10 protein-coding genes and 1 pseudogene are annotated in these 12,828 nt (G+C 56.5%); 5 read left to right on the forward strand and 6 right to left on the reverse strand.

Going from position 1 to position 12,828, the window contains the following annotated elements:
* The first annotated feature begins 190 nt into the window (after positions 1-190).
* Positions 191-1,060 (forward strand): methyltransferase domain-containing protein, encoded by an 870-nt coding sequence (locus tag HMPREF3044_RS04940; protein WP_005391944.1) that lies wholly within the window; start codon positions 191-193, stop codon positions 1,058-1,060.
* Between the two features lie 237 nt (positions 1,061-1,297).
* Here HMPREF3044_RS04940 and HMPREF3044_RS04945 read toward each other — a convergent pair whose 3' ends face one another.
* A complete protein-coding gene (locus tag HMPREF3044_RS04945; RefSeq protein ID WP_070739651.1) occupies positions 1,298-2,608 on the reverse strand; it encodes a glycoside hydrolase family 32 protein in 1,311 nt (436 codons plus the stop codon).
* Between the two features lie 606 nt (positions 2,609-3,214).
* Positions 3,215-4,393: a glycogen synthase gene (gene glgA, locus HMPREF3044_RS04950; protein ID WP_034989569.1), complete on the reverse strand. Its 1,179-nt coding sequence runs from the start codon at positions 4,391-4,393 to the stop codon at positions 3,215-3,217.
* Between the two features lie 501 nt (positions 4,394-4,894).
* Here glgA and glgC point away from each other — a divergent pair.
* Entirely contained in the window at positions 4,895-6,112 is a 1,218-nt protein-coding gene (glgC, locus tag HMPREF3044_RS04955) for a glucose-1-phosphate adenylyltransferase (RefSeq protein ID WP_005391951.1), read from the forward strand.
* Positions 6,113-6,281: 169 nt separating this feature from the next.
* On the opposite strand, the gene HMPREF3044_RS04960 is transcribed toward glgC, so the two are convergent.
* On the reverse strand, positions 6,282-6,914 hold the full coding sequence (locus HMPREF3044_RS04960; protein ID WP_005391953.1) for an O-methyltransferase: 633 nt from the start codon (positions 6,912-6,914) through the stop codon (positions 6,282-6,284).
* Between the two features lie 171 nt (positions 6,915-7,085).
* On the opposite strand from HMPREF3044_RS04960, the gene sigE reads away from it, so the two are divergent.
* The 3 genes from sigE (at position 7,086) to HMPREF3044_RS04975 (ending at position 9,197) form a co-directional block, all read left to right on the forward strand.
* A complete protein-coding gene (gene sigE, locus HMPREF3044_RS04965; RefSeq protein WP_005395923.1) occupies positions 7,086-7,790 on the forward strand; it encodes an RNA polymerase sigma factor SigE in 705 nt (234 codons plus the stop codon).
* A 161-nt stretch (positions 7,791-7,951) separates the two neighbouring features.
* Positions 7,952-8,629 (forward strand): anti-sigma factor family protein, encoded by a 678-nt coding sequence (locus HMPREF3044_RS13345; protein ID WP_231286156.1) that lies wholly within the window; start codon positions 7,952-7,954, stop codon positions 8,627-8,629.
* Positions 8,630-8,666: 37 nt separating this feature from the next.
* Positions 8,667-9,197: a twin-arginine translocase TatA/TatE family subunit gene (locus HMPREF3044_RS04975; RefSeq protein WP_005391961.1), complete on the forward strand. Its 531-nt coding sequence runs from the start codon at positions 8,667-8,669 to the stop codon at positions 9,195-9,197.
* Positions 9,198-9,366: 169 nt separating this feature from the next.
* On the opposite strand, the gene HMPREF3044_RS04980 is transcribed toward HMPREF3044_RS04975, so the two are convergent.
* The 3 genes and pseudogenes from HMPREF3044_RS04980 to HMPREF3044_RS04990 form a co-directional block, all read right to left on the reverse strand.
* On the reverse strand, positions 9,367-10,491 hold the full coding sequence (locus tag HMPREF3044_RS04980) for an Mrp/NBP35 family ATP-binding protein (protein ID WP_070739654.1): 1,125 nt from the start codon (positions 10,489-10,491) through the stop codon (positions 9,367-9,369).
* Between the two features lie 188 nt (positions 10,492-10,679).
* Complete coding sequence (locus HMPREF3044_RS04985; RefSeq protein WP_005391965.1) at positions 10,680-11,312, reverse strand: DUF1003 domain-containing protein; 633 nt, start codon at positions 11,310-11,312, stop codon at positions 10,680-10,682.
* 88 nt (positions 11,313-11,400) lie between these two features.
* Positions 11,401-12,687, reverse strand: a pseudogene (locus HMPREF3044_RS04990) (magnesium transporter MgtE N-terminal domain-containing protein); the annotation flags it as partial.
* Positions 12,688-12,828: the final 141 nt, after the last annotated feature.

Below are 12,828 nucleotides of genomic sequence, written 5' to 3' on the forward strand. Positions count from 1 at the left end.
GATTTCGCTTCGCGGCTAAACCGCGACGATTCCTTCCCCCGGACGAGTGTGACTACTGTCCGGGGATTTTTGTTTTAACTAGAAAATCTACAAATGTAGAACAATAGGTAGATTACGTGACCAGGTCTGTACTACCATTTTTGTAAAGAAAAACGCACTGCTGTCGAAGTAGAAACGAGCGCGCACACACATGCTGAGTGATGTCATCCATTTACTGCAGGATCCCAGCGAGAGCTTTCATGGGGTAACTCTGCGGGGCAACGAGGATTGGACCGCCCTCATTTCCGAACATGGGCGGAAATACCCGATTAGTGAAGAGGGGTACGTCATCCTCTCAGACGGGGAACTCCCCGCTGGAGATGACGAAAAGATGGTGGAAGCGCGAGATATCTTCCTGGCCAACGGCCACTTTGCGCCGTTCGTGGAGGCCGTCACACGCTCGGTAGGCGAGGCCGTGAATGATGCTGATATTCCGGTTACCCAAGAAGTCGCCCTCTGTGAGGTGGGTGCCGGCACCGGGTATTACCTTTCCCACACCCTGGATAGCGTTGACCAATCCGTCGGTGTTGCCATCGATGTATCCCTGCCTGCGGCGGAAAAGCTCGCTCAATGTCATCCGCGTGTAGGCGCCGTAGTTGCCGATGCGCTGCGCACCCTGCCACTCCTCAACGAATCCGTTGATGTTATCTCTGCCATTTTTGCGCCACGTAATCCTGCTGAATTCGCCCGTGTCCTTAAGGACGGAGGAGAGCTCGTGGTTCTTACTTCCCATGAAGGGCATCTTGGCGAGCTGCGTGCACCGTTGGAAATTCCGGATGTTCGCCCGCACAAGGTCGAGGAGATTATCGATCAAGTGGCAGAGTTCTTCGAGGCCATCGATGCTCCCCAACTTGTGGAGTTCCCGATGACGCTGGATCACGATTCGATCCTCGCTCAGATCGCGATGAGCCCGTCTGCGCAGGTGATCGATCAGGATGAACTCGCTCGCAGAGCCAGTCGCCTACCAGACACCATGACTGTCACCGCCCGCTCCACGATCACTCGATTGAAGAAGAAGTAAAAGCGCCCAGATTGTCCAAAGTGTTAGACGAACCACCAATAGGGGGCTTCGGAGACAGGGAAACCACACATAGCTGATGTACATGGACAATTAATAGAATGCCGTACGTCGCACAAGCGCGAACGTACGGCATCCTTTGTCTTTCCTGCAAAGAGGGTGCGGTGGATAGTTTTTGACGTAAGTCCGGTTTTCCCTGTTCCCAGGCGTGCCGTGAGAGGCACACCCGGCGTCGTCGGACTAGTCTGCGACTACCTGTTCCAGGACGGCACCACCAGTTGTGCGGACTGCGAAACGATAGAAGTCATGGTCGAAATACACACGTGAGGAGAGCGTAGCGGCACCACCATCGGCAAAAACCTCGACCGTGGAACCGTCGACAAGAATCGACATAGATTGGGTGTCGCTGCATGTAACGGGAGCCTCTGCCATCTCATCTTCTGGGAAGAAGCTGCTCTCGGAGCGATCGAGGAATACGGCATCCTTTGTATGAGAGATGGTCGCGTAAATGTTGTCGTCGTGATCGACGAGTGCGACGGAAATTTCCCCCTCTCCCACACTGAACAAACCACTCCACAGAGAAGCGCGCTCCGTCTTTTCAATTTCCGATGTAAGACCTGGGTACGGTGTCTGAAACAGATGACCGTCTTGGAGCGTGACCAGTCGCGGCGCGGACAGACAATTCACCCAATTTTCGGAGCTAAACGAGGGATCGGTAGCCAAATCATGGAGAGCGCCGCCACCGTCCATAAGACCGAAAATGATTGCTCCCTCAAGAGACGTCGTGTCAGTAACATCAAAGTTGGTTGTACGTGGGCGGGAGAAGTCATGACCGTAGTCGATACGGGTGAACGGTGTTTCGACCTCAAAAGTTGCTCCATGCAAGTGACCGACAAGGTAACCACAGATGTCGATTTCACCGAATTGGACGGTGACAAGAAGCACGTCGTGGTAATCGCCTGTGAACTCGTCAGCGAGCACAATGATACGGGGGCTTACAAGCTGCGGGATTCCCTCGAGACCCGATTTACCGGAGAACTCCAGATCACCAATGAGACTCCAATTAGCAGTGTCGAGCGACTCGAGGATCACAGGTCGTGGATCATCCTCCGGTCCACTAACCGCGAGCATGAGCCATCCGGCTCCCCGCGCAATGACACATGGAGAGCGGAAATTCGACCCCCCTTCACCGTCTCCGACAACGCAGCCCTTGCGTTGTGCTGTCCCATCCACAATGTCCGCGCGGTGAACTTCCGTCTTCGTGCCGAAGACGGAAGTGAAAAAGAGCTTTACCTGGCCGGCATCACTAATAACGGAACCGGCCCACAAGTCCGTTTCGTTTTCCGTCGGGGCAAGGATATCTTGCTGCTCTGACCAATGAAAGGGCGAGAAGTGAGGGGAGGTGACGTGCCCCCAGTGGCCGTGTCCGTCAGCCTGGGGTTCGTACTGGTACATGATGTGCCACGTGCCGTCCTTGAGTAGCGACCCCGCCGGTGCCTCTAACACGCCTGCGGGGGCGGTGATGTGCAGTTCTGGGCGGTGAGTGACCATCTTTACTTTCCTATCTGTGTGGACAAAAGTTTTTCTTCACCCTGCGGAATAGGCTGCACTGTTCGTGCACAAAGCCGTGTCCCCTGCAGCGAGCTGCAGGCATCCGGCTCAGGATTACCTCCGAGAGTACCCGGAAACTGCAACCACGTGCTGTTTCGCCTGGCCATAGAGTGGTAGGCCGCGCTTCCTAACCGTTTTCAAAACCAAAAGATTCGTTCTGTCTAGAGACAAAAGCAGCTTTTGCACGTGACTTGTGGTCTCACGCGTCAGTGGACATGCGCTTCCGCGAGTGCGTGTACCCAAAACGGACACCGACAAGGGGTGCGCGCATAGGGGGAGCCACCCAACGCAGTACAACGCGAACCTCCACCATGAGAATTCGTTGGCTCATAGCGTGTGTCATGCGCCGGCAAATCATCTAGTCGGGATCTTCCACCCCGCGGCTAATACAACTCGAAGAGACTGAAAGTCTAGAGAAACTGGAAAAGACGGGAATATGAATGCGCCGGGTCGGGGAGGAGCAGAGTGAGGGAGCCGTGTGAAATACAAAAAGGGCGTGACGGAAAAGCGTCACGCCCTTTGGCTCTTGGCCGTTGGAAAAATTGCCTACATGAGAGACTTGTACACGTCGATCGTCTGCTGAGCGATAGTAGCCCAGGAGAAGTCCTCGACGGCGCGGGTGCGTCCGCGCTCTCCGAATGCCTTAGCGGCCTCACGGTCTGAGACCATCTTGTTCACGGCTGCTGCGATGTCGCGTTCGAAAGCTTCCGTGTCATTCTCGTCGTAGTGGACGAGGGAACCGGTCGTGCCGTCGACAACAACCTCGGGGATGCCTCCCACGTCAGAAGCCACCACCGCTGCTCCACAGGCCATGGCCTCGAGGTTGACGATTCCGAGCGGCTCGTAGATAGACGGGCAGACGAACGTATCGGCTGCCGTCAAAATTTCTTGGATCTTCGGCTTCGGGAGGAATTCCTGCACCCAGAAGATGCCGTCGCGCTGTTCTTGCAGATCCTTGACCAAGCGTTCCGTTTCGGCTGCAATTTCGGGGGTATCCGGTGCGCCCGCGCAGAGAACGAGCTGAACGCCGTCGTCGAAGTGGCTGGCTGCCTTGACAAGGTGGCCGACACCCTTCTGGCGCGTGATGCGGCCGACGAATGCAGCGATCGGACGGGTGGGGTCGACTCCGAGTTCCTTGAGGATGGAGTTCTCCGCTTCATCGAAAGTGGGGCGTGGCTGCCACAACTCGGTATCGATACCGTTGAGAACGATGCGAACCTTGTCCGGATCGATGTTGGGGTATGCATCAAGGATGGAATCCTTCATCTTCGCGGACACAGCGATGACAGCGTCTGCGTTTTCCATCGCATTCTTCTCGCTCCAAGAGGAGACGTCGTAGCCGCCGCCGAGCTGTTCACGCTTCCACGGGCGGTGTGGTTCGAGGGAGTGGGCAGTGGCTACGTGGGGGATTCCGTAGAGCTTTCCCGTGAGGTGTCCGCCGAGACCGGCGTACCACGTGTGCGAATGCACAACGTCAAGATTGTCAGCTGCGTTAGCCATCCGCAGGCCGGTGGACAGGGTCTTAATGGCGGAGTTGGCATTCTCCAGCTCCGGGTCCACGCCGTGGGCGTAGACATTTGCTTCGTCGCGGGGAGCACCCATGCAGTGCACGTCGACATCGACGCCGTCGATTTCGCGCATGAAACGGGTTAGCTCCGTCACATGTACGCCGGCGCCTCCGTAGACTTCTGGCGGGTACTCTCTTGTCATCATTCCTACTCGCATACCAACTAATCTAGCTGGAATATATTTATTTTGCAGGTCTTCTTGCTCCTGATGTGCACGGACACGTACCCATCGCCGTATACCCGCAGACGCGCAGACATGTACCCACCGACGCGTACCCACAGATGCGCAGACATGTACCTACCGACGTGTACGTGCGGTTGTACGTGCGTGCGGTTGCACGTATGTGTGTGGGGGAGCGACCGCGGGGATTGCAACGAGGAGCGCGCGCACGGACAGGGTGCGTTAGCGCCAACTCTGCAGATGAGTGGGAGCATGGGTAACCGTGCAGATGGATGAATTGTCGGTGGGAGGAGCCTGCACATAGTTTTGGATCGATAATTATTTTTGAAGATACCACCATTAGGGGGTGGTTCCTTGGGGCGGGTGTAAGACCTGTTCCTCCAGGAGAATCGCTGGTACATGCCTCTTTTTTGAGAAGCATCGGTGGTGGAGATCACTTTCCGAGACAAAAGTCGCGTTCCGCTATAAATTGGAGGTATGAGAAACCAACCGTCCGTTCTTTCCATTGTCCTGGCAGGCGGCGAGGGGAAGCGGCTCTTTCCCCTTACAGCTGACCGCGCAAAGCCCGCCGTTCCTTTCGGCGGTAGCTACCGACTCATCGACTTCGTGTTGAGCAACCTGGTTAACGCCGGTTACCTCAAAATCTGCGTGCTTACGCAGTACAAGTCTCACTCCCTTGACCGCCATATCTCTCAGGCCTGGCAGGTTTCCGGACTGACCGGAAATTACATTGCCCCAGTACCCGCACAGCAACGCCTGGGGCAGCGCTGGTTCAACGGTTCAGCCGACGCGATCCTTCAGTCTCTTAACCTGATCTACGATGAGAACCCTGAGTACGTCATCGTCTTCGGTGCAGATCACGTTTACCGCATGGATCCAGCTCAGATGGTGGAGGAGCACATCAAATCGGGCAAAGCGGCAACGGTTGCTGGTATCCGCGTTCCGCGGCAGGAGGCGACAGCGTTCGGCTGTATCCAGTCCAACGATGACGGAACCATCACGGAGTTCCTGGAGAAGCCGGCGGATCCTCCGAGCACCCCGGACGATCCGAACGTGACCTTCGCGTCGATGGGCAACTACGTGTTCACCACCGACAAGCTCATTGAGGCTCTGCAGGCTGACGCGGAAGACGAAAATTCCTCCCACGATATGGGTGGAAACATCATTCCGCACTTCGTCGAACAGGGTGAAGCCCACGTCTACGATTTCTCTGAAAACGAGGTTCCTGGCTCGACGGAAAGGGACAAGGGTTACTGGCGCGATGTCGGTACGATCGATGCGTTCTACGACGCGCATATGGATCTCATCAGCGTCAATCCGGTGTTCAACTTGTACAACCAGAAGTGGCCGATCCATTCGACGGATGACGGCAACTTGCCACCGGCGAAGTTCGTCCAGGGAGGTATTGCTCAGTCTTCGATGGTTGCCAACGGGTCCATCATTTCTGGTGCAACGGTTCGTAACTCGGTGGTGTCCACCAACGTCATCGTCGAAGAAGGTGCAACCGTTGAAGGTGCAGTCCTGATGCCTGGCGTCCGCATCGGTCGTGGCGCTGTTGTGCGACATGCCATCCTGGATAAGAACGTCGTGGTCTCTGACGGCGAGTTTATCGGTGTTGACAACGACCGGGACGCGGAGCGGTTTAACGTCTCCGCCAACGGCGTTGTCGTGGTGGGGAAGAACCACGTGGTCTAGACCCTCATTCATGCGCACGAAAAATCCCCGGTTTTTCCGGGGATTTTTTCCTTTCTTTAGAGCAGCTCTTCGGTTGCCTTTAGCTCCCGCACGTCCCCTTTGTTGGGGGCTTTCCGACGTCCTTTCGTCATGTGAGATGCCAGAAGCGATCCCCAAGGAATCGGGGAGTCTATTTCTTGAACGCGATTATCGCACCGGCCCCGAGCGGGAGGCGGGTAATGAGAGCGTCCTCGAAGCTGCGAAGCTTCTCATCAGCCTCCCGGGCGCTGACAAATTCCCGATCTGTACGTGTCTCGTCGCCGAGGAGTCCGTCGAATAGCGCATCGAGGAGAACGAGCACGCCGCCAGACTGCAGAAGCGGCCAGGCTTCATCAATGAATGTTGGGAGGTCAAGAGCGGGCACATCGCCAACGACGATGCGGTAAGAGTCCGGCGCCAGACGTCCCATGACCTCTAGTGGACGGGAGGGGAGGAAACGATAGTGACTGTGGCCGGCGGCACGGAACACATCCTTTGCCTGGTTCTGATGCTCATGCTCGGGGTCGATAAAAGTGAGGTGCCCATCGGGTCCGAGACCGTCAAATAAGTAAAGTCCGACGATTCCCGCAGCAGGAGTAGCCGCGACACCGCTGCGGTTGGAGTCCGTTGCTACGAGCGCCGCGAGGAGCGAGAGAAGCTGGCCGGAGGATATATCTGGGGCGGACAGTCCGAACTCCCGGGCGTCGTTTCGTGCTCGGATATGGAAGTCGTCGTCGACCGTCGTCTGTTCGATGTAGCGTACTAGTTCCTCAGTCACGGACATCAGTCTAGTGGCTTTGCTGGGCTTTGGGGCAGGCCACACGCATCGTGTCCGATTCAACACCGAAGGGGGATGAACGTGGGGGTAGACACAAGAATAATTTCGTTGAAACTCACAGCGGAAATCAATATCATGTTAGGCTCATTTTCATCACCGTATGTTTGGATTAAAGCTATGAAAAACGCGACTTCCTCTTTTTCCCTCTCCGGAGCGATTGGTTTCGGTTCCCGCCGGAAGGATAAAAGCAATGGGAAGCCCACCGACCAGCCCCCCCGCACGGAGGAAGGCCCAGTGGCTGACGAGCTCACCGGTACAAGCGCATTTGACGCGGGTACCGGCGAGATGCCGTCCTGGGCGGATCTCGTCGCCGAACATGCAGACGGAGTTTACCGGCTTGCGTATCGCCTCTCTGGCAACAAACAGGATGCTGAAGATTTGACGCAGGAGACATTCATGAGAGTGTTCCGGTCGCTGAAAAGCTACAAGCCTGGTGCATTCAAGGGATGGCTGCACCGAATTACCACTAACCTCTTCCTTGATATGGTTCGTCACCGTTCGGCTATTCGGATGGAAGCGCTGAATGAAACGGCTTACGACCGGTACCCGGGATCAGACCCGACACCAGATGAGGCATACATTAACTCGAACCTGGATCCGACATTGGAACGAGCTCTCTTTAACCTGAGCCCTGATTATCGTGTCGCCGTCGTGCTCTGTGACATGGAGGGACTGAGCTACGAGGAGATCGCTGAAACTTTGGGCGTAAAGATGGGAACCGTGCGATCTCGGATCCACCGTGGAAGAAAACAGTTGAGGGAGTACATTCTCGCTGCTGCCGAGGAATCGGATGCAGCGAAAGCTCTCGTTCCCCAGCACTAGCAACGCGCTCACGCCGTTCCCGCTCATTTGGGTATAGAGTGGGGTCAGAAGGCTAAGGTCATACCTGTGGAAGTGACAGAGCAGCTGCGCGCCAGCCACGTGTGTGCCAATGTCGCATCTGGTTTCAGGTTCGGTGAGATGAAGGAGAGGAGGCTCCCACGGTGCAGCATCGTTCAGCCCCCGAGAACGACCACGCAGGCGGAGTTCCGGATTCTCAGGTGACCTCTGCCCAACATGCGGAGGGTTCATCCCGTCAGTCTGCTCCTAGAGAATCCTCCCTCACGAGGACGAGAAAATTCTTAGAGAGAGTCGATTCTCTGATTCGGAATGACATTCGTGAGCGCACGAGTCGAGACAAGAGCGAGGAGTCGACTCCAACGTTTGAAACGTTGCGCGCCCGTCGCGTTAACCGTCTTCCCCGGTCAGTATCGCCCAAAAAGCTCCAAGAAGCGATCTCCACGATGTTGCGGGAAGAAGTCGCTGATAGAGACGAAACCTTCTCTTCCGTTGAGCACCTCTCAGCAGAGGCTGTTGCAGGGTACGTAGATGGTGAGCTCACTCTCAAGGCACAGAAGCGCGCACGAGCGCACCTCCTGCACTGCTCCATATGCCGCAAGGAGGTGCGTGAGCAGAGGGAAGCATCGCTAACTTTGAAGCAGGAGACGAGAAACGACATTCATGTTCCTTCGTCGCTTGTTGCCAAGCTAGCTAGTATGAATCCTGATACGTGCGAGGAGGGGCCCGCAGCTGGCGATATCCTCCGGTCGGACACGCTTTTTGGTCGCCTTACCTCCATTTACTGGGCGGCGCGTAGGACATATAAAGATCGCACCGACTAAGTTCCGAAGTACGGGGAAAACAAGTAGAGTGTAATTCGTGTTTAACGATGTTGGATGGGTGGAGATTCTTATTATCTTCATCGTCGCGGTGTTTCTCATCGGCCCGGAAAAGATTCCGAAAGCTGTGGAGGATATCAAGGCAGCTATCCTGGCGGCACGTAACGCTATCAACCGCACGAAGATGAGCCTGAGCGACGACCTGGGCCCGGAGTTTGACGAATTCCGTAAACCTCTCGGCGAGCTTGCAAAACTGAGGGCAATGGGGCCCAAAGCTGCACTGACGAAGACTCTTTTTGATGGCGATGACACGTACCTCGATGCGTTAGATCCGAAAAAGTTTTGGAACGACACTGACCCGGCATCGGTTAATCGTGCGTCCGCACCAACACGTATTCCCGATGCTGCTTCCCCATCCACCCCAGGAACACAAGGTGAAGCATCCTCCGCGGAGTCGCCGACAGCGTCGACAAGCAAAAAACCGAGTGACAATGATCAGACCGGGAGCACCCGGATAGGTCGAGAGGGGCCAGCTGGTACGGGAACCGTCGACTACAGTGACGTTCTCTAGATACCGACTCCCCGAGCGCGCGTGCGCCTAGAAGCGCTCGTGACATCCATGGGTACCAGGTGAGGCCAGGTAATCAGGATAAAAATACGGGAGACCACCGGATAACGAACCGGGGTCTCCCGTTTTCACTGTGTCGATCCGTCCAGCAATGGACACAGGACAAGCGTATCTACTTGTGAGCGATACCGAGTCCGAGGGTCTTGCCCAGGAGCGAGTCCTTGCGCTTGACAAGCTTATCGGCAATCGAATTGAGAGCCTTACCAGCGGGGGAATCAGGCTGAGAAATGGCCACCGGCACGCCGACATCGCCTCCCGTGCGCAGGGTAGGATCCAGCGGAATGGAACCGAGCAGCGGGATACGTGCACCGGTGATCTGTGTCAGCCGGTCGGCCACTGTCTGCCCACCACCTGAACCAAAGATCTCCATTGTTGTTCCGTCCGGCATGATCATCGCAGACATGTTTTCAATGACACCCGCGATCTTCTGTTTCGTCTGTTGGCTGATTGATCCGGCTCGCTCAGCGACCTCCGCCGCCGCAGCCTGCGGTGTGGTGACAATCAGGAGCTCCGCGCCGGGGATGAGCTGTGCTACTGAGATCGCAACATCACCCGTTCCGGGAGGGAGATCTAGGAGGAGCACATCGAGGTCGCCCCAGAAAACATCAGTTAGGAACTGTTGGATAGCTCGGTGAAGCATGGGGCCACGCCAAATGACGGGGGAGTTGCCCTTGACAAAGTGACCGATAGAGATGATCTTCACACCGTGACAAATCGGTGGCATGATCATGTCGTCGACCTGGTGTGGACCGTTGGTGTCTCCCATCATCTGGGGAATTGAGTGACCGTAGATATCAGCATCGAGAACGCCGACATTCAAGCCACGCTTAGCTAGCGCCGTCGCCACGTTGACGGTAACGCTCGACTTACCTACGCCGCCTTTTCCAGAGGCGACAGCCAACACCCGAGCGGTGGAATCCGGTTGAGAAAACGGGATGACCGGCTCGTGTCCCCGCAGTTTGATGCGCAGTTCTCGTCGCTGGTCATCTGTCATCGGTTCAGTATCCACATAGGCGTTTTCTACGCCAGGGATCTTCTCGATAGCCTCGACGGAATCGGAGACAAGCGTCCCTTTCAGGGGGCACCCAGCGATAGTGAGGAGGATAGTTGCATGGACGTCGGCACCGTCGATACGAACAGACTTGACCATGTCGAGCTCAGTGAGGGAGCGATCGAGCTCAGGATCGACAACGTGAGATAGTGCCTGAAGCACGTCATTTTCAGTGATAGCAGCCATAAAATGCCTTAGTAATTTCACTTCCTAAATAGTGGCGCCCGGTGCGGAAAGTACGCTTTGCCCTTGCACAATTGGATCACACGGCGATTCCTCACCACGTGGGGCGCTCTACGTCTCTGTTGTGTCAGGCCTATTGTACGTAATGGTTGTGACGTATCCACAAACGGCGTGCCACGGTGCAACGCGGTCTACCGCGTAGGGGAATTGGGGGTGGAATTGTCCTGTGTCGGGGAGTCATCCTTTCGCCGGGGTAGAGCAAGATCACCCTGAGTAGGATCGGTGAGGAGGGAAGAAAGCTCCGAACGGCGTGCAGCCGATTCGTCATCAATTTTTGCTTCCAAGCGCTCAAGCACGGCTTGCAAGTCCTCTAATTGGTCGCGCAGATAATCGCGCGTTACTGTTTCGCCCACGGCCAAACGAAGGCTCGCCAGTTCGCGGGCCAGGTATTCCGTGTCTGCCTTCGTTTGTTGTGCACGTCGCCGATCCTCTTGCAAGCTGTGGCGATCCCGGACTTCCTGGCGGTTCTGGGCCAGCAAAATGAGCGGCGCGGAGTATGCGGCCTGCGTAGAAAAAGCGAGATTGAGGAGGATAAATGGGTAAGGATCCCAGGCGAATGCAAGGCCGGTGATATTCAGCAGGATCCATGTGACGACGATGATCGTTTGCCACACAAGGTACTCGCCTGTTCCAAAGAACCGTGCAACTTTTTCCGCGACGGCGCCGACGGCATCGGCATCCATGCGGAACCACCTCTTGCGCCGACCGGCAACCGGGGTATCTAGGTCACCGCGGGACAGGTCATCGCTGTTGAGATCAGCCACGATCCGAGCCTCCCTTCTGTGGATGTTGTGCAGACTTCGAGTTTAGAATTTCGCGTGCGCGTTCAGTAATCAGCTTGCCCACTTGCGGCTTTGTCGTCTGCGCGGCCTCAGGGCGGATACCTCCCTCGCGCCAATCCTCGGGGAGCATATGATCGAGGAGGTCGTCCACGGCGACAGCACCGAGGAGGTGCCCCGCCTCATCGAGCACGGGACCACACACGAGGTTATAAAGAGCAAAGTAGCGTGCCGCGGTTTCCTGAGAATCGTTCGCGTACAGCGGTGGCAGGTCGGGGTCAAGAATTCCGGCGACGAGGGCCCCTGGTGCCTCGCGTAGCAGCTTTTGGAGGTGTACGCAGCCGAGGTACGTGCCTGTCGGGGTAGCTGTAGGAGGGCGGACGACGAACAACAAAGAGGACAGACTCGTTGCGAGGTCGGGGTTACGTGCCATTGCCAGTGCTTCCGCCACACTCGTTTGCGGGGTGACAATAAGTGGCTCCGGGGTCATGAGAGCACCCACCGTGTCGGGGGAGAACGTCATGAGTCGGCGAACCGGAGCGGACTCCGACGGATCCATGAGCTCGAGGAGGACATCAGCGGTGTTGTCATCCAGCTCGGCGAGGAGATCAGCAGCATCGTCTGGATCCATTTCTTCCAACACATCGGCTGCGCGTTCCAGATCCAGCGCCTCGATGAGCTCCGCCTGATGGTCCTCGGACAGCTCCTGAAGGATGTCCGCGAGTCGTTCATCGTTGAGTGCATCTGCGACATCCCGCTGTTCCTCAGCAGGTAGATCGCTGAATACCTGGGCGGCATCTGCAGGGCGCAGGTCATCGAGTTCGGCGATGTGCTCCGCCGTTTCATCTCGGGGGCCGACACCGCTGGCAGAGACACCGTGAACGTACATCCAAGGGACAGTCGTCAGCGTGGGGCGGCGGCCGAATTTCGGGCGTTTAGAAAACACGGCGACAGAGGACACAATCCAGTCCCTTGTGCGGGTGCGTTCGAGTTCTACATCTGCAATTTCCACGGGTTTTCCGTAGAGGTGGGGGTAGTCCGGATCATCGACTGACACCTTTGAACCGATGAGATCGTCCCACACAGTGATCTCTCCGGCCCGGGACTTGTAAGCACGGATGGAAACGGATCCGGTGACCAGGATAATGTCCTGGGGAGTGATCTCTCCGATCCGAAGCATCGGCACGAAGATTCGCCGTTTGTTAACCATTTCCACGACCAACCCAAGAGCCCGGGAATCTTGGCCGTCGGGGCGAATCATAAGGACAACGTCGCGGACGCGACCGACGCTATCCGCGTCGGGATCTCGAACGACCATGCCAGACAGCCTGCCAGCATAAACCCGGGTAGAAGAAGTCATGGTGATCAGTCTACGGCTACCGGGAAAGAAACGAAAAGTAAAACTAAAACGCAGACCGTAACTGACCATACCGAGCCGTTGTATCGGTGCGTGATGGAGGTGTTTTTAAAGGACAAGCGAGATCTGTGCAGCCATCGCACG

The sequence above is a fragment of the Corynebacterium sp. HMSC073D01 genome (assembly GCF_001815555.1).
Lineage (GTDB): Bacteria > Actinomycetota > Actinomycetes > Mycobacteriales > Mycobacteriaceae > Corynebacterium > Corynebacterium glucuronolyticum.